2 protein-coding genes are annotated in these 20,048 nt (G+C 66.1%); both read right to left on the bottom strand.

Annotation, left to right across the window (positions count from 1 at the left end):
* On the bottom strand, positions 1–12,315 hold the full coding sequence (locus tag WG29040_RS14570; protein ID WP_127196415.1) for a non-ribosomal peptide synthetase: 12,315 nt from the start codon (positions 12,313–12,315) through the stop codon (positions 1–3).
* Positions 12,312–20,036 (bottom strand): non-ribosomal peptide synthetase, encoded by a 7,725-nt coding sequence (locus tag WG29040_RS14565; protein ID WP_127196414.1) that lies wholly within the window; start codon positions 20,034–20,036, stop codon positions 12,312–12,314. Before WG29040_RS14565 ends, WG29040_RS14570 begins: the two co-directional genes overlap by 4 nt.
* Between the last annotated feature and the right edge of the window lie 12 nt (positions 20,037–20,048).

The raw sequence follows: 20,048 nt of genomic DNA, 5'->3' as shown, positions 1-20,048 counted from the left end.
TCAAACCTCGATTTCATCCAGCCAGCGGGCCATGTCATCCAGGCGCTCGCGATGCTCGACCGCCGCAGCGAACAAATCGCCCGGCAGTTGTAGGGCCAACTTCTGCACGGTGACGTGATCGAAGAAGGCGTTGATCGGCAGGTGACAACCGTGGCGCTGCTGCAGTTGGGCACGCACTTGCATGACGCTCAGGGAGTGCCCGCCCAGTTCGAAGAAACTGTCGGTGACGCCGATCTGCTCCAGCCCCAGTACTTCGAGCCAGATGGCCACCAGCGCCCGTTCGGCATCGCTGCCCGGCGCTACATGGCCGCTGCTCGCGCCCTGCCCTTCGGGTTGCGGCAACTGCTTGCGATCCAGCTTGCCGTTGGCCGACAGCGGCATTGCCGGCAATTGCAGCAGGCGCCACGGCACCATGTATTCAGGAACGTGCTGACCCAGATGAAATTTAAGTGCCGCTTCGTCGATCTCAGTGCCGACCCAGTAACCGAGCAGTTGATTGTCCCGGGCTATCACCACGCATTCGTGCACCGCGGCATGGGCCAGCAACACTGCTTCGATCTCTCCCAGCTCGATTCGCTGGCCGCGCAACTTGACCTGATGATCGAGACGGCCCAGGTAGTCGATGGCACCGTCGGCGCGCCAGCGCGCCAGGTCGCCACTGCGGTACATGCGCTCGCCGGGAGCACCGTAGGGGTTGGCGACAAAGCGTTCCCCGGTCAACCCGGGACGACCCAGATAACCCCGGGCCAGATTGACCCCGGCGATGTACAACTCGCCGGCCACCCCCACCGGCACAGGATTGAGATCGACATCGAGAATATGGATTTGCGTATTGGCGATCGGGCGCCCGATCGGCACGCTGTTGCCGTCCTCGCGGCAGGCCCATGACGTGACGTCGATGGCCGCTTCGGTCGGGCCATAGAGGTTGTGCAACTGGCTGGCAGTTTGCCCCAGCACCTGACGCTGCAACTCGGCCGGCAAGGCTTCACCGCTGCAAATAATCCGCTTCAGTGAGGTGCAAAGGGGCAGTTCGCCGGCAGACACAAAGGCCTGCAACATCGACGGCACGAAGTGCAGCGTGGTGATGCCGTGCTCGACGATCAATTCGCGCAATATCTGCGGATCACGGTGGGCACCGGGGGGGGCCATCACCAGGGCCGCGCCGCTGAGCAGCGGCCAGAAGAACTCCCAGACCGAGACGTCGAAGCTGTAAGGGGTTTTTTGCAGCACCCGGTCGCCGGGGTTCAGGCCGTATTCGGCCTGCATCCATTGCAAACGATTGAGCAGCCCGGCATGACGATTACCGACGGCCTTGGGCTTGCCTGTGGAACCCGAGGTATACAGGCAGTACACCAGGTTTTCCGGGCCGATATCGACCTTGGGTGCAGTCTGCGGCTGAGTCGCCAGCGCCAGGTTTTCCAGTGCATGCATCGGTACCCCGGCAGCGCCGGACCAGCTGTCCAGCAGGTGCGCCTGGGTCAGTAACAACGGGCTGCCACTGTCGGTCAGCATCCCTTGCAACCGCTCCCGCGGGTGGTCCGGGTCCAGCGGCAGATACGCGCCACCGGCCTTGATCACCCCCAGCAGTGCCACCACCAGCTCCACCGAGCGTTCGGCGCACACCGCCACCGGTACATCCGGGCCAACGCCCTGAGTTTGCAGCCAGTGGGCCAGTTGATTGGCCCGGGCATCCAGTTCGCCATAGCTCAGTTGCATGTCTCCATACACCAGTGCCAATGCATCGGGGGTGGCGCGCACCTGTTCGCCAATCATCGCCGCCAGGTGCGGATGCTCGGGGTAGCGGTTGGCGGTGGCATTCCACGTCTGAATCTGGCGGGTCTCGCCCGGGCTCAGCAATGTCAGGCTGGCCAGGGCCCGGGTGCTGTCTTCGAACTGTTGCAGCAAACCGCCAAGGTGCTCGCTGAAGCGCACCACGTCGGCTTCGGCAAAGGCGTCCCGGCGATAGCTGAATTCGATCTGCAACTGCGCACCGGCATGGATCACCAGGGTCAGCGGGTAGTGCGTGGTTTCGTGGCGCTGCAGCGGCGAGAAAGCCAGACCGCTGGCTTCGCCAAGGGCCTGTTCCACCGGATAGTTTTCGAACACCAGCAAGGTGTCGAACAGGGCCTGCCCGCCCTGCCCGGCCCAGCCCTGAATCTCGAACAGGGGCGTGTGTTCATGCTCGCGCAACGCGCTGTTGAAGGCCTGCAACTGGCGCAGCCAATCCCCGAGGGGCTGTTGCGCCGGCGGCGTCTGGATCACCGGCAAGGTGTTGATGAACAGCCCCAGGGTACGTTCGGCATCCACCAGTTGCGCCGGTCGCCCGGCCACCGTGGCGCCAAACGCCACCGTGGCCTGGCCGCTGTAGCGTTGCAGCAACAGGCTCCAGGCACCTTGCACCAGTGTGTTGAGGGTCACCCGCTCGCGACGGGCGATGGCCACCAGCCGCGCGGTCTGCTGCGCATCGCACTGCCAGTGGTGCTGGCGGTGACCACTGCCCACGGCTGCACCCTCGACGCTATTGGCCAGCAGGGTCGGCGCGTCCAGCCCGGCCAGACGCTCACGCCAGAAGGCCTGACGCTGGGCCGGGTGACGCTGTTGAAGCCACTGCAGGTAATCGACGAAACGCCCCGCCACTTCGGCGGGCGGTGTGCCCCGGTAGTGCTGCAAGACCTCGGCGATCAGCCGCGACGAGCTCCAGCCATCGAGCAACAGGTGATGACTGCTGAGGATCAATTGGTAGCGCTCATCCTCCAGGCGCACCAGCAACACCCGCAGCAAGGGCGCCCGGGCGAGGTCGAAACCGTCCTCGCGCTCTTCCCGGGCCAGATCCTCCACCGCCGTGACCCGGTCGCTGCGCTCGCGCCAGTCGAGCAGGCGCACCGGCGACGGCACGCTGCGGCGCACAGCCTGCAATGGCTGGTCCAGTCCTTCCCAGAGGAACCCGGTACGCAATACGTCATGCCGGGCCACGGTGCTGTCCCAGGCCTGGGCGAAGCGCGTGGCGTCGAGGCCGTCGATGGCCAGGCTCAACTGGTTGAGATAATGACTTTCGCCGGGGGCCTGCAAGGCATGGAACAACATGCCCTGCTGCAAGGGCGACAGCGGATAGAGCAACTCGGTATCGGCGGGCAGTTGCAGGCGCTCCAGGGCCTCCTGATCCAGCGCCGCCAGCGGGAAGTCCGACGGCGTGAAGCGTTGCGCGTCGGGGTTCAGGCAATGTTCGATCAAGCCTTGCAACTCATCCCGGCAAGCAGCGGCCAGACCCTCGACCCAGGCCCTGGACAGCCGCGCGCCGCTGTATTGCCAGTTCATCTGCAATTCACCCTGGCGCACCTGGGCATTGATGATCAATTCGTTGCCCAACGGTGCATCGGCCGCCTGATCGTCACCGCCGCGCTCGGCAGCGATGCTGAACAAGGCCTGGTGATCCAGGCCGCGATCGGTCTGGCCCAGGTAGTTGAAGGTGATCGACGGTTGCGCGGCATCAGCCAGCTCGGCGCGCACCCCGGGCTCGCCGAGATAGCGCAGCAAGCCGTAGCCCATGCCCTGGTCGGGCACCTGGCGCAGTTGTTCCTTGATCCCGCGAATCGCCACCCCCGCAGCCACGCCCGGGTCGGTTTGCAGACGCACCGGATACAGGCTGGTGAACCAGCCCACGCTGCGGCTCAGGTCCACATCGCTACAGCCCGCCGGCACTTCGCGGCCATGGCCCTCGAGGCCGACCAGCAGGCTTTCGCCACCGGTTTCGCGCAGCACCACCCGGGTCAGAGCGGTGAGCAGCAGTTCATCGACGCGACTGCGATAGGCCAGCGGTGCGCGGGTCAGCAACTGCCGGGTCAACGACTGGTCAAGCCGCACCTGGCACTCGCGCACCTGATCGCGGCGGCGACTGCCCGCCGGGTCCAGCAAGGGCAGACTGACCGCCCCCGGGGCCAGGGTGGCGCGCCAGAAGTCCAGCTCGGCCAGACGTGCTGGTACCTCGGCCTGCAGCACTTCGCCCCAGCGCTGGAAAGCACTGCTTTTGTTGCCAAGATCCAGCGCCTGGCCGGCCTGCAGCTGGCCATAAGCGCGCTGCAAGTCTTCCAGCAGAATGCGCCAGGACACGCCGTCCACCACCAGGTGATGGGCGGCCAGCAACAGCCGCTGGCCATCCCCGGTGTCCAGTAACAGACCGCGCAACAGCGGCCCCTCACTCAGGTTCAAGCCGGCCTGAACAATGCTGCAAACGCTGGCCAGTTGCGCCGGGGCGCTGACCCGTACCTGTTCAAGGGGTACCGCCGCCGTGTCGGCGTGACTTTGCTGCCACACCCCCTGGGCGTCCCGGGTAAAGCGCAGGCGCAAGGCATCGTGCTGGGCCAGCAGCGCTTGCAGGGCGCGCTCCAGCAGCAGCGGGTCGAGGTTTTCCCGCGGTTGCAGCAATACCGACTGGTTCCAGTGCTGGCGAACCGTGATCGGGCTGTCGAAGAACCAGGCCTGGATCGGCGTCAGGGCCGCCGGCCCGGTCACCGGGCCCTGGACCCGGGCCACACTTGGCGCAACCCTGGCCACCTGGGCCAGAGCGCGAATGGTCTGTTGCTCGAAAACATCCTTGGGGGTCAACAGCACCCCGGCCTGACGGGCACGCCCCACCAGTTGCAGGGAAACAATGGAGTCGCCGCCCAATTCAAAAAAGTTGTCGCTGGCGCCGACCCGCGCCGTACCCAGCAACTGCTGCCAGATCCCGGCCAGCACGGTTTCCACTTCGCCCAGGGGGGCGACGAATTCGCCGTCCTGCACCTGCCAGTCCGGGGTCGGCAAGGCCGCCCGGTCGAGCTTGCCGTTCGGCGTCACCGGCAACTGCTCCAGCCAGATCAACCGGGCCGGAATCATGTAGTCCGGCAAATGCCCGGCCAGGGCCTGCTTGACCCGCGCTTCCAGGCCCGGCTCGGCGGCCGGGCTGCTGGCCACGCCGTAGGCGACCAGTCGCGGGCCGGTGGGTGAAGGCAAGGCCAGCACCACGCACGTCTGCACCTGCGGGTGTTGCTGGATATGCGCCTCGACCTCCCCGGGTTCGATGCGATAACCACGGATCTTGATTTGCTGATCGATGCGGCCGACGTATTCGATCACCCCGTCGACGCCCCACAACACCCGGTCACCGGTGCGGTACATGCGCGCCCCTGGTGCACCGAACGGGTCAGGCACGAAGCGCTCGGCGCTCATGGCCGGGTGGCGGTGATATTCCCGGGCCAGACCGCTGCCGCCCAGGTACAGCTCGCCACTGACCCCGGCCGGCACCGGCTGCAGGCGCGCGTCGAGAATGTAGGCACGCCGGTCGCCGACAGGACGGCCGATGGGCGCGTAGGCCGACAGGCAGGCCTGACTGGCCGGCACCTTCCACACCAGGGGGGTGACCACGGTTTCGGTGGGGCCATAGCCATTGATCAGGGTGCGCGGCGCCAGGGTCTGGCGGATCAGCTCGAAATTGGCCTGGGGCATGGCTTCACCGCCGAAGGAGTACAGGTCCAGCGCCGGGGCACGGCCCCGGGCCCGGGCTTCGGCGGCCAGTTGGGTCAGATACACCGGCGGGAAGCCGGCGTTGGTGACCTGCTGCTCTTCCAGGGTCTGCAGGGTGCGCGCCGCAGACCACAGTTCTTCGTCGCGCAGCACCAGGCTGGCACCGCAGGTCAGTGCAGTCAGCCAGCGCTCATGGGCACCGTCGAAAGCAAAGGAGATAAAGTGGAACTCCCGGGATTCGGCGCTCATGTCGTACAGCGGCGCAGTGGCATCACAGTGCATTGCCAACGGACCATGGGCCACGGCCACGCCTTTGGGCGTGCCGCTGGAGCCGGAGGTGTAGATCAGGTACGCGAGATTCTGGGCATGCACCTGAACCCCGGGCGCCTGATCGCTGTAGCTGTCCAGATCCAGCCGGTCGAGGTCGAGCATGGCCAGACCCGGGGTTTGCGGCAGGCGATCCAGGGCCATCCCCTCGGTGAGCAACAGGCTCATGCCGCTGTCGGCCAGGACGAAACCCAGACGTTCGCGCGGGTAATCCAGAGCCAGGGGGACGAAAGCCGCACCGGCCTTGGCCACTGCCAGCAACGCCACCAACAGGCGGTTGGAACGCTGCAAAGCGACCCCGACCCGAACCTCGGGTCCGATACCACGGGCGATCAAGGCATGGGCCAGGCGGTTGGCCTGTTCCTCCAGTTCGCCACGGCTCAACTGCTGCCCCTCGCAAATCAGCGCAATGCGTTGCGGATCGGCCGCGGCATGGGCGGCGATACGCTGCTGGACACTGGTGAAGGCCGGGGCCGCGTAGTCCGAGCGGCTCCAGGCCATGAGTTGAGCCTGTTCGCCCGCGCTCAGCGGGCTGAGTGCGGCCAACGGCTGCAGCGCATCGGCACACAGGCCAAGCAACAGCTGCTGCAGGTGTCCGGCCAGGGCCTCGACCCGCTCCGGGGCGAACGCATCACGGCGGTAGCCAAAGGTGATGTCCAGGGTCTCGCCGGCGAAGATCGCCAGGGACAACGGATAGTGGGTGGCTTCAAGGGTGCTGGAGGCTTCGATACGCACGCCGCTGCGCTGGCGCATGGCGTGATCGACCGGGTAGTTCTCGAACACCAGCAGGCTGTCGAACAGGCTTTGACCGCTGAGCCCCGCCCAGCGCTGGATATCGGCCAGCGGAGTGTGCTCGAACTCGCCGGCATCGGCACTGCTGGCCTGCAGCTCGCGCAACCAGTCACCCACCGGCTGTGCCGGAGCACCGCCAGCGATCACCGGCACGGTATTGATAAACAGGCCCACCACCGCTTCGGCATCATCCAGGGCCGCAGGACGGCCCGAGACCGTGGTGCCGAACACCACCCGGGACTGGCCGGTGTAGGTTTGCAGCAGCAGAATCCATGCGCCCTGCACCAGGGTATTGAGGGTCACCCGCTGGCGCCGGGCAAACTGGCGCAGGCGCTGGCTGTCTGCCGCCGACAGACCGCCACGGATCACCCCGTGACCGAGGGCCTGAGCAAGGTCCCGGGTGTCCCGGGGCGGCAGGCTCTGGGCCAGCAAGGTCGGGCCATCCAGGGTTGCCAGACGCCCTTGCCACCAGGCCTCGGCCGCCTGCTCATCCTGGGCGCCGAGCCAGGCGATGTAGTCGCGATACTGGCTGCGGGGTGCCCGCGGCCGTTCACCGGCGTAATGTTGCAGCACTTCGCCGATCAGTCGCGCGCTGCTCCAGCCGTCCAGCAGGATGTGGTGGAAGGTCCAGATCATCCGGCAGCGAGTGGCGTCCAGACGTAGCAACTGCACCCGTTGCAGCGGCAAGCGGTCCAGCTCGAAACCTTCGGCGCGTTCGCGGCGGGCCCAATCATCCAGCTCTTGCTGGCTGAGCCCGCGGGCGTCGTGCAATTGCGCTACGGCCGGGCCACGGCGCAATACGGCTTGCAACGGCGTATCGAGCCCGCTTTCCCAGAGGAACAGGCTGCGCAAGGTCGCGTGTTGCTCAACCGTGGTTTCCCAGGCCTGCAGGAAGCGTTGCAGGTCGAGGCCTTCGAGCACCACGTCGATCTGGTTGACGTAGGCCGACCGGGCATCCCCTTGCAGGCTGTGGAACAGCAGCCCCTGTTGCAGCGGCGACAGCGGGTACAGGTCCTCGACATCGCGGGCCGCCAGGGGCAAAGCGTCGAGCCGGGCCTGGCTCAAGCCCGCCAGCGGCACATCGGCCGGGGTCAGCGCGGCGTTTTCCGGGATCAGGCAATAGGCGCCAAGCAAGCTCAGCTCGGCGCGCAGGTCGTCCAGCAGGGCTTCCAGCTGCGCAGCGCTGTAGTGCCGGGCATCGGCGCGGCCGTCGAATTGCAACTGGCCTTCCACCAGGCGGGCGTTGAGGGTCAAGGCATGGCTCAGCGGTGCAGCATCGTCGCGCTGGCGGCCCTGGGGTTCGCCGGCCAGGGCAAACAGGCGCTGGCCATCGAGGCTGGTGTCGTACTGCCCCAGGTAGTTGAACATCACCTGTGGCCGCGGCTGTGCCTCAAGCAATGCCCGGGCAGACGCCGGGCCGAGATAGCGTAACGCGCCGTAGCCGATGCCCTTGTTCGGCACCTGGCGCAGTTGTTCCTTGATCGCCTTGATCGCCGAGCCCAGATCCCCCGGGCCCGGGCTCAGACGCACCGGGTACAGGCTGGTGAACCAGCCGACGCTGCGCTCGATATCCAGGCCTTCGCCGAAGGGTGCGGGCAACGCATCGCGGCCATGGCCTTCGAGCTCGACGCTCAGGCCGTCCTGTGCGCTCTGGCGGCACAGGACCCGGGCCAGGGCCACCAGCAACAATTCATCCAGACGCGTGCGATAGGCCGCCGGCGCCTCTTTTTGCAGACGCCGGGTCAGTTCCGCCGGCAGGCGCAGGCGGCGCTCCACGGCCTGGCCTTCACAGCCCAAAGCCATTAGCGGCTGCCCTGCGGTCTGCGCGCACCAGTAGTGCAGTTCATCGAGCAGCGCCGGGCTGGCTGCGAATGCCTGCAAACGCTGGCCCCACTGGGCGAAGCTGGCGCCCACCGGTGCCAGGGTCACGCTCTGGCCGGCCGTCAGCTGGCGATAGGCCTGCTGCAAATCTTCCACCAGGACACGCCAGGACACGCCGTCCACCACCAGGTGATGAACCACGATCAGCAGGCGCTGGCTGCCATCCCCCAGGGTCAGCAAGGCGGCCCGCAGCAGAGGGCCGCGGCCCAGATCCAGGCTGGTCTGCAAGCGCTCGGCCTCGCGCAGGAACACCTCGGCGTCCGGGGCATCCACTTCCACCAGCCAGTCCTCGGCGCAGTGCTCGCTGTAGCCTTGTTGCCAGACGCCCATGGCGTCCTGTTCGTAGCGCAGGCGCAGGCTGGCATGCTGTTGGGCCAGGGCCGCCAGGCTGGCGCGCAGGGGTTCGACCTGCAGCGCCTGCAACGGGCGCAATAACGCCGACTGGTTCCAGTGCTGACGCTGCGGGATATCCTGGCCGAAAAAATACTGCTGGATCGGTGTCAGTGGCGCCGGGCCGACCGTTACCGCCTGCTGCAGCTCGCCACCCTGGGTCACGCAGCGCGCCGCCCGGGCCAGGGCCGCCAGTGTCGGGTGCAGGAACAGGTCCCGGGGGCTCAGTTGCCAGCCGGCCTGACGCACCCGGCTGATCACTTGCAGGGACAGGATGGAGTCGCCGCCCAGTTCGAAGAAGTTGTCGCCAAGCCCTACCTGATCCTGGCCCAGCACCTCGGCCCAGATGGTCGCCAGGGTCTGTTCGATTTCGCTGCCGGGTGCCACATAGTCTTCGGTCACCTGCCCCTGGGGTTGCGGCAACTGCTTGCGATCCAGCTTGCCGTTGGCCGACAGCGGCATCGCCGGCAATTGCAGCAGACGCCACGGCACCATGTATTCAGGAAGGTGGCGGGCCAGATGGGCCTTGAGGGCATCCTCCTCGATGGCAGCGCCCACCCAGTAGCCGATCAGCTTGTCGTCCCGGGCTATGACCACGCTTTCCTGAACATTGGCGTGGCTCAGCAACAGCGCTTCAATCTCCCCCAGTTCGATACGCAGGCCGCGCAATTTCACCTGATGATCGAGACGGCCCAGGTAATCGATGGCACCGTCGGCGCGCCAGCGTGCCAGGTCGCCACTGCGGTACATGCGCTCCCCGGGAGCGCCGTAGGGATTGGCGACAAAGCGTTCGGCAGTCAGTGCCGGACGGCCCTGATAGCCCCGGGCCAGATTGACCCCGGCGATGTACAGCTCGCCTGCCACGCCCACCGGCAGCGGATTGAGATCGGGATCAAGAATATGGATTTGTGTATTGGCGATCGGGCGGCCAATGGGCACGCTGTTGCCGTCTTCGCGACAGGCCCAGGAGGTGACGTCGATGGCCGCTTCGGTCGGACCGTAGAGGTTGTGCAACTCGCTGGCGGTTTGCCCCAGCACCTGACGCTGCAACTCGGCCGGCAAGGCTTCGCCGCTGCAAATGATCCGCTTCAGCGAAGTGCAAAGGGGCAGTTCACCCGCCGATACAAAGGCCTGCAACATCGACGGCACGAAGTGCAGCGTGGTGATGCGGTGCGCGACAATCAGTTCACGCAAGGCCTGTGGATCACGGTGGGCACCCGGTGGCGCCATCACCAGTGCCGCGCCGCTGAGCAGCGGCCAGAAGAACTCCCAGACCGAGACGTCGAAGCTGTAGGGGGTTTTTTGCAGCACCCGGTCGCTGGCGTTCAGGCCGTATTCGGCCTGCATCCATTGCAGGCGATTGAGCAACCCGGCGTGGCGGTTGCCCACCGCCTTGGGCTTGCCAGTGGAGCCCGAGGTGTACAGGCAGTACACCAGGTTTTCCGGGTTGATATCGACCTTGGGTGCAGTCTGCGGCTGGGTCGCCAGCGCCAGGTTTTCCAGTGCATGCACCGCTACATCGGCAGCGCCGGACCACTTCTCCAGTAAGTGATTCTGGGTCAGCAACAACGGGCTGCCACTGTCGGCCAGCATCCCTTGCAGACGCTCAAGGGGCAGATCCGGGTCCAGTGGCAGGTACGCGCCACCGGCCTTGATCACCCCCAATAACGCGACTACCAGTTCCACGGAACGCTCGGCGCACACCGCCACCGGTACGTCCGGACCAATGCCCTGGCCTTGCAGCCAGTGGGCCAGTTGATTGGCCCGAGCATCCAGCTCGCCATAGCTCAGTTGCGTGTCGCCATACACCAGCGCCAGGGCATCGGGGGTGGTAAGCACCTGTTCGGCGATCAGGGCTGGCAGGCTCGGGTACTGCGGATAGTCTTCGCGGGTGGCATTCCAGCCTGTCAGTTGCTGTTGCTCCGCCGCTGTCAGCGGCTGCAGTTCATGCAGCGCGCGTTGCGGCTGCTCCAGCAATTGCTCGAGCAGGTACAGAAAATGCGTGTGCCAGGCGTGCACGGTGGACGCTTCGAACAGGTCGGTGGCGTAACTGAAGGTGGCGGTGATCTGACCCTGAGGGTTTTCCTCGGTGGTCAGGGCCAGGTCCAGCTGAGCGGTTTCGGCAGCCTGCTCCAGGCGCTCGAACACCAGCCCGCCCGCCTGCAACTGGCTGTCGCCGCGCTGCAAGTGGTTGTACAGCACCTGGAACAGCGGGTTGCGGCCAAGGCTGCGCTGGGGTTGCAGCGCTTCGACCAATTGTTCGAAAGGCAGGTCCTGATGGGCCTGGGCCTGCAACGCTTGCTCACGCACAGCCTTGAGCTGATCGATAAAGGATTGGCGGCGCGAGATCTGCAGCGGCCAGACCTGAGTGTTGACGAAGCAACCAATCAAACCCTGGGTCGCTTGCGCCTGACGATTGGCCACCGGGATCCCGACCCGCAATTGCCCCTGGCCGCACAGACGGCTGAGCCACACACCGTAGGCGGCCAGCAGAACCATGAACGGCGTGGCCTGTTGCTCCCGGGCGAACTGGCGCAAGCGGCTGCTGGTGGCATCGGGCAAGGTCTTGCCGACCCGCGCCCCGCGGTAGCTGGGCAAGCCGGGACGCAGGTGGTCCACCGGCAACTCCAGCACCGGTTCCTCACTGCCCAGGCGCTCGCGCCAATAGGCCAGTTGCTGCTCGCTCTCGCCGGACTCCAGCCACAGCCGCTGCCAGCGCGCATAGTCGCTGTATTGCACATCGAGGTCGGGCAAAGGGCTGGCGTCGCCCCCCAGGTGACGGGCATAACCGCTGGCCATTTCCTGGACAAACAGCTCCATCGACACACCGTCGGCAACGATGTGATGCAGGGTCACCAACAAGGCGTGACGCTGCTCGGCGCAACGCACCAGACACAGGCGCAGCAAAGGCCCCAGGGTCAGGTCGAAGGGTTGCCGCGCCTGATCCTGGGCCAGGCGCATCAAGGCTGCGTCCCGGGCCCGGGGCGACAATTCGCTGAGGTCTTCGCGAGCGAATACCAGCCCGCACTCAGCGGCGTCATGTACCCGCACCCGGGGCTCGCCGCCCTCTTCGGGAAAGTCGCTGCGCAGTACTGCGTGGCGGGCGACGATATCGGCCAGGGCAGCGTCCAGCGCCGCCTCGTTGAGTTCCCCGGTGAGTTGCAGCCCGCCGGTAATGTGATAAGCGCTTGAGGTCGGTTCCAGTTGCCACAGCAGCCACAGCCGGTGCTGGCTGTAGGACAGCGCACCCGCAGCCCCGGCAGGTGCCGGGACTATTGGCAGACGCCGGGCATCGATGCCTTTTTCCCGCAGCTGTTGCAGGAACAGCCGCTGCTTTTCCCCTGGAAGAGCATTGAGCCGTTCGGCCAGCGGGCGCAACGGATCGTCACGGTGGCTGGGGCCTCGGGCTTGGCTCAGGTCATTCATTCAATGCGCTCCAGTTCATTCAGCAATTGGGTCATGGCGTCCACCTCATCTTCGGGGGCGTGCGCCGGAATGTGCTCCAGGTGCCGAGCAAGCGCCTCGACCGTCGGTGTTTCGAACACCGCGCCGAGGTGAATCTGTACGCCTAACTGGTGGCGAATCTGCGAGGCCAGGCGGGTCGCCAGCAGCGAGTGCCCGCCCAGCTCGAAAAAGTCATCCGTCACACCGACCCGCTCCACACCCAGCACCTCGGACCAGATTCTGGCCAGGGCGCGCTCGGCGTCATTGCGGGGCTCGACATAGCCAGTGGCAGCGGCTTGCGCCTCGACCTGCGGCAACTGCTTGCGATCCAGCTTGCCGTTGGCCGAGAGCGGCATCGCCGGCAATTGCAGCAGTCGCCACGGCACCATGTATTCAGGAACGTGCTGACCCAGATGAAATTTAAGCGCGGCTTCGTCGGCATCGGTGCCGACCCAGTAGCCGAGCAGCTGATTGTCCCGGGCTATCACCACGCATTCGTGCACCGCGGCATGGGCCAGCAACACTGCCTCGATCTCTCCCAGCTCGATTCGCTGGCCGCGCAACTTGACCTGATGATCCAGACGGCCCAGGTAGTCGATGGCACCGTCGGCGCGCCAGCGTGCCAGGTCGCCACTGCGGTACATACGCTCGCCGGGAGCGCCGTAGGGGTTGGCGACAAAGCGTTCGGCAGTCAGTGCCGGACGGCCCTGATAGCCCCGGGCCAGATTGACCCCGGCGATGTACAACTCGCCGGCCACCCCCACCGGCACAGGATTGAGATCGGCATCGAGGATATGGATTTGCGTGTTGGCGATCGGACGCCCGATCGGCACGCTGTTGCCGTCTTCGCGACAGGCCCAGGAGGTGACGTCGATGGCCGCTTCGGTCGGGCCGTAAAGGTTGTGCAACTGGCTGGCGGTTTGTCCCAACACCTGACGCTGCAACTCGGCCGGCAAGGCTTCGCCGCTGCAAATGATCCGTTTCAGCGAAGTGCAAAGGGGCAGTTCGCCGGCAGACACAAAGGCCTGCAACATCGACGGCACGAAGTGCAGCGTGGTGATGCCGTGCTCGACGATCAGTTCGCGCAAGGCCCGTGGATCACGGTGGGCACCGGGTGGTGCCATCACCAGTGCCGCGCCGCTGAGCAGCGGCCAGAAGAACTCCCAGACCGAGACGTCGAAGCTGTAGGGGGTTTTTTGCAGCACCCGGTCGCTGGCATTTAATCCGTATTCGTCCTGCATCCATTGCAGGCGATTGAGCAACCCGGCATGGCGATTACCGACGGCCTTGGGCTTGCCGGTGGAACCCGAGGTATACAGGCAGTACACCAGGTTTTCCGGGTTGATATCGACCTTGGGTGCAGTCTGCGGCTGGGTCGCCAGCGCCAGGTTTTCCAGCGCATGCACCGGTACACCGGCAGCACCGGACCAGCTGTCCAGCAGGTGTGCCTGGGTCAGCAACAACGGGCTGCCACTGTCAGTCAACATGCTTTGCAGGCGCTCCCGCGGGTGATCAGGGTCCAGCGGCAAGTACGCGCCACCGGCCTTGATCACCCCCAGCAATGCCACCACCAGTTCCACCGAGCGCTCGGCGCACACCGCCACCGGTACATCCGGGCCAACGCCCTGAGTTTGCAGCCAGTGGGCCAGTTGATTGGCCCGGGCATCCAGTTCGCCATAGCTCAGTTGCGTGTCGCCATACACCAGCGCCAGGGCATCGGGGGTGGCGCGCACCTGTTCGGCAATCAAGGCTGGCAGGCTCGGGTACTGCGCATAGTTGAACCGGGTCGCGTTCCACTGCGAGAGCCGCTGCTGTTCTGCGCTATCGAGCATCTGCAACTGGCCAAGGCGCACCTTTGACGGCCCCTGCGCCTCGGCCGCCATGGCCAGCAGCAGGTTCTGCAAATGCTCACCGAGGCGCGCCACGCTGGCAGGGTCGAAGGCACTCAACAGGTAACTCAATTGCAGGTCCAGGGTGTCACCCGCGTGGATCACCACAGTCAAGGGGTAATGGGTGGTTTCCCGCGAAATCACCTGGCCGAATTGCACGCCGCTGCCGCTGCGCAGGGCGCTGTCCACCGGGTAGTTCTCGAACACCAGCACAGTGTCGAACAGCGCCCGGCCACCCTGCCCGGCCCAACGCTGGATATCGAACAGCGGCGTATGTTCATGCTCACGTACCGCCAGGTTCAGCGATTGCAAATCCCGCAGCCAGTCCCCCAGCAAGCGCTGCGGCCCGGGCGCCTGAATGATCGGCAAGGTATTGATAAACAGCCCCAGCACGCGCTCGGCATCGGCCAGGGCGATCGGGCGACCGGCCACAGTGGCGCCGAAAGCCACGCTGCGCTGCCCGCTGTAGCGCTGCAACAACAGGCTCCAGGCACCTTGCAGCAAGGTGTTGAGGGTCACCCGCTCGCGTCGGGCAAACACCCCCAGCGCCGAGGTCACGTCCGGGGCCAGTTGCAGGCGCAGGTCACCATGCCCGCTGCGGGCCGGTACCGCCGGCAAGGCATCGGCCAGCAGGGTCGGTTGCTCCAGCTCGCACAGTTGCTGGCTCCAGAATTGCTGGCTCGACGCGCCATCCTGACGGCCCAGCCAGGCCAGGTAATCGCGGTAGCGGCTGGCCCCCGCCGCGGGCGTCTGACCGCGGTAATGCAACAGCACTTCTTCGATCAGGCGCGCCGTGGCCCAGCCATCGAGCAGGATGTGATGGCGGGTCCAGATCAATTGGTAGGCGCTTTCGCCCAGACGCACCAGCAACACCCGTTGCAGCGGTGGCCGGCGCAGGTCGAAGCCCTGATCGCGCTCGGCATCGGCCAGTTCGGCCAGTTCCAGGCGCGCCTGTTCGGCGCCGCGTTCGCGCCAGTCAAGATGGCGCACCGGCGAAGGTAACTGGCGGTGGATCCATTGCAGGGGCTGGGGCAAGTCGCCTTCCCAGGCGAAACCGGCCCGCAGGATCCCGTGCTCATGGCTGACCCGCTCCCAGGCTGCGGCGAAGCGCAGGCCATCGACATCGCTCAGCGGCACGCAGACCTGATTGACATAGGCACTGCCCGCGGCGCCTTGCAGGGCATGAAACAGCATGCCCTGTTGCAGCGGTGACAAGGGGTAAAGGTCTTCGAGGTCGGCGGCGGCCACCGGCAGTGCGTCCAGTTGCGCCTGACTGATGCTCGCCAGCGGGAAGTCCGAGGGTGTGACCCCGGCAGCGCCGGGGCTCAGGCAATGGTCGATCAGCGTGCCCAGGCTCGCCAGGTAGTCCTCGGCCAGACCTTGCACCAGCTCGCTGTCGAAACGCTCGCAGCCATAGCGCCAGCTCAGTTGCAGGCAGCCGTCGCGCACTTGACCGGTGATCACCCATTCGCTGTCGGCATCGGCACTCGGGTCCAGGGACGCACCGAGGTGTTCTCCGGCCAGGTCGAACAGGCCGTCGGCCAGGCGGCCCGGGTCGAACTGCCCCAGATAGTTGAAGGTGATTTGCGGCGCCGTGCGGCACGCCAGCCGGCGGGCCAGATCGTCCTCGCCCAGATAGCGCAACACGCCGTAGCCCAGGCCCTGGCCGGGCACCTGGCGCACTTGTTCCTTGATCGCCTTGATCGCTTCACCGGGTGCGCGGCTGCCGGGGGCCAGGCGCAACGGGTACAGGGCGGTGAACCAGCCGACGCTGCGGCTCAGGTCCAGTTGGGTCGGGGCATCGGGCCCCGGTGTGCGGCCGTGACTTTCCAGGAGGATGTCCAGTGCCGGCTGACCACTCCATTGGCACAGGGTACGGGCCAGCGCGGCCAGCAGCAGTTCATCGATCCGCGTGCGATAGGCCGCGTGGGCCGTCCCCAGCAAGGCGCGGGTCCGCGCCGGGTCGAGCTGCACCTGCACCCGGGCCGTCGCGCCGAGGGCACGGCTGCCTTGGGGGCGCGGCACCCGCAACGGGGTTGCCGTGGTCTCGGCATACGCTTGCCAGTAGGCCAGCTCGCTGTCGCCCAGCCCTTGGCGCTGCCAGCTTGCCAGGTGCTCGCCCCAGGCCTTGAAGCTGCTGGTACGCGCAGCCAGATGCAGCGCTGAACCGGCCAGCGCCTGGGTATAAAGCTGTGCCAGATCTTCGAGCAGGATGCGCCAGGACACGCCATCCACCACCAGGTGATGGGCCACCAGCAACAGCCGTTGCTGGCCATCGCCCAGTTGCATCAGCACTGCCTTGAACAAAGGCCCCTGACCCAATTGAAAACCGCGCTGGGCCGCTTCGCATACGGCGCTGATCGCCTCAGGCCGGCTCAGGGTCAAGCACTCCAGCAACCCGGGGGCGTCGGTGCCATGACTGGCGCTCCACTGCCCGTCCAGCTGCCGGAACTGCAGGCGCAAAGCATCGTGGTGGGCGAACAGCGCGGTCAGTGCCTCATCCAGAGCAGCAGGCTCCAGGCTGTGCAGCGGGCGCAGCAATAATGCCTGGTTCCAGTGGCCCGCAACCGGCACCGCCTGGGCGAAAAAATGCGCCTGAATCGGGGTGACCGGGGCCGCGCCCTGAACCGGACCGCTGTCAGCGCTGGCCTGCTCCAGAGGCACAGCGACACGGGCCAGGGCAGCGATGGTTTGATGCTCGAACAGGTCCCGCGGGTTGAGCTGCCAACCGGCGCGGCGCATCCGGCTGATCACTTGCAGGGACAGAATGGAATCGCCCCCCAGCTCGAAGAAATTGTCGCTGGTCCCGACCTGTTCCTGACCCAGCACCTCGCCCCAAATGGTCGCCAGGGCCTGCTGGATTTCGCTGGCGGGTGCCACATAGTCTTCGGTCACCTGCCCCAGGGGTTGCGGCAACTGCTTGCGATCCAGCTTGCCGTTGGCCGACAGCGGCATCGCCTCCAGCTGCAGCAGGCGCCACGGCACCATGTATTCAGGAAGGTGGCGGGCCAGATGGGCCTTGAGTGCATCCTCCTCGATGGCAGCGCCCACCCAGTAGCCGATCAGCTTGTCGTCCCGGGCTATGACCACGCTTTCCTGAACATTGGCGTGGCTCAGCAACAGCGCTTCAATCTCCCCCAGTTCGATACGCAGACCACGCAGTTTCACCTGATGATCGAGACGGCCCAGATAGTCGATGGCGCCATCGGCGCGCCAGCGTGCCAGGTCGCCACTGCGGTACATGCGCTCGCCGGGAGCGCCGTAGGGATTGGCGACAAAGCGTTCCCCGGTCAACCCGGGACGACCCAGATAACCCCGGGCCAGATTGACCCCGGCGATGTACAGCTCACCTGCCACTCCCACCGGCACAGGATTGAGCTCGGCATCGAGAATATGGATTTGCGTATTGGCGATCGGGCGGCCAATGGGCACGCTGTTGCCGTCTTCGCGGCAGGCCCAGAAAGTGACGTCGATGGCCGCTTCGGTCGGGCCGTAGAGGTTATGCAACTGGCTGGCGGTTTGTCCCAGCACCTGACGCTGCAACTCGGCCGGCAAGGCTTCTCCACTGCAAATGATCCGTTTCAGCGAAGTGCAAAGGGGTAGTTCGCCGGCAGACACAAAGGCCTGCAACATCGACGGCACGAAGTGCAGCGTGGTGATGCCGTGCTCGACGATCAGTTCACGCAAGGCCTGTGGATCACGGTGGGCACCCGGCGGCGCCATCACCAGTGCCGCGCCGCTGAGCAGCGGCCAGAAGAACTCCCAGACCGAGACGTCGAAGCTGTAGGGGGTTTTTTGCAGCACCCGGTCGCTGGCGTTCAGGCCGTATTCGGCCTGCATCCATTGCAGGCGATTGAGCAACCCGGCATGGCGATTACCAACGGCCTTGGGCTTGCCGGTGGAACCCGAGGTATACAGGCAGTACACCAGGTTTTCCGGGGCGATATCGACCCGGGGCGCGGTCTGCGGCTGGGTCGCCAGCGCCAGGTTTTCCACTGCATGTACCGGTACTTCGGTAGCGCCGGACCACTTCTCCAGTAAGTGTGTCTGGGTCAGCAACAACGGGCTGCCACTGTCGGCCAGCATCCCTTGCAGACGCTCAAGGGGCAGATCCGGGTCCAGGGGCAGGTACGCGCCACCGGCCTTGATCACCCCCAGCAGCGCCACCACCAATTCCACCGAGCGCTCGGCGCACACCGCCACCGGTACGTCCGGAGCAATGCCCTGGCCTTGCAGCCAGTGGGCCAGCTGATTGGCCCGGGCATCCAGCTCGCCATAGCTCAGTTGCGTGTGGCCATACACCAGTGCCAGGGCATCGGGGGTGGCACGCACCTGTTGCGCAATCAAGGCAGGAAGGTTCGGGTACTCGGGGTAGCGACTCGCTGTCGCGTTCCATGTAGTGAGCTGCGCCTGCTCGCCCGCGTCCAGCAACGGCAGGCTGAACACCGGACGGTCGGGCGCTGCGAGCATGCCCTGCAGCAACTGGCACAGGTGCTGGCCGAGGCGCTCAATGGTCGGGGCGTCGTAGAGCTCAGTCACATACTCCAGACGACAATCGATGGCGTCGGGGCCGGCGATAACATCCAGGGTCAGGTCGAAACGCGCGCTTTCCAGCTCGACATCCAGCACCTCCACCTCCAGCCCCGGCAACTGCAAGGGCTGGGCGTCCCGTGAGTGGCGGAAGTTGAACAGCACCTGGAACAGCGCCGTGTGGCGCAGGTCGCGGGTCAGGTTGAGACCGTCCAGCACGCACTCGAAGGGAAAGTCCGAGTGTTCCAGGGCAATCCGGCTTTCATCCCGCAGGCGGCTGCACAGCTCGCGGGTGGTCAGTTGCGGATCGAGCCGGGCGCGATAGACCTGGGTGTTGACGAAGAACCCGACAATCTCCTGGACCTGGGCATGGCTGCGTGCGGCGTTGGGCACACCGACCGCGAAATCGCGCTGGCCGCTGTAGCGCGCCAGCAGTACTTGCCAGGCCCCCAGCAGCAGCACGAAGGGCGAGCAATGTTGCGCCCGGCACCATTCACGCAGCGCCCGGGCCACAGCGTCCGGCAGCCGGAGATCATGGCGCGCGGCCTGCAGCCGTGGCGCTGCGCTGCGCGGGCGGTCGCTGGGCAATTCCAGCACCGGCACCTCCTGGCCCAGGTACTGGCGCCAGTAGTCCTGGCCTGCAGCAGCGCCCTGGCCTGCAAAGTGCTGGCGCTGCCAGGTCGCGTAGTCGGCGTACTCCAGGGACAAACCCGGCAACGGCCGGTCATTGCCGTCCAGAGCCGCGGCATAGGCCCGGCCCAGGTCGGCGATCAGCAACGGGTTGGACCAGGCATCGGCAACGATGTGGTGCAGGCACAACAGCAACACCGCCCCCTCGCCGTCGCACAACAGGCTGGCCCGCAGCAACGGTGCGCAACCGAGGTCAAACGGCACGGCAACCCGCTGGCGCAGTTCGGCTTGCAGGTCGGCGCCGGCCGCCAGGGTCACGCATTCAAGATGAAAATCCACAGCGGGTTCGATGACCTGCAGCGGCTGCTCATCCACCAGCACGAAGCGGGTGCGCAGGCTGGCATGGCGCTCGATCAGGCGGCGCAAGGCGGCCTCCAGGGCCCCGACATCCGGCCGGCCCTGAATCCGCAGCGCCCGGGCCGAGTTATAGGCCGGGCTCTGTACTTCGTACTGCTGGAGAAACCACAAGCGGCGCTGGGCGAATGACAGCGGCGCCGGCCCCGGCTCGGTGCGCCGGCCCGGCCCGACGGGTGCGGCTGGCGCGTCATCATCAAGTAACAGGGCAAGCAATTGGTCGCGGTCGATATCGGTCATGGTCAATCCAGT

It is taken from the genome of Pseudomonas sp. PAMC 29040 (assembly GCF_003994535.1).
Classification (GTDB): Bacteria; Pseudomonadota; Gammaproteobacteria; order Pseudomonadales; family Pseudomonadaceae; genus Aquipseudomonas; species Aquipseudomonas paraversuta.
Note: the sequence above shows the minus strand (reverse complement) of the source record. Positions and strands in the feature narration are given on the sequence as shown.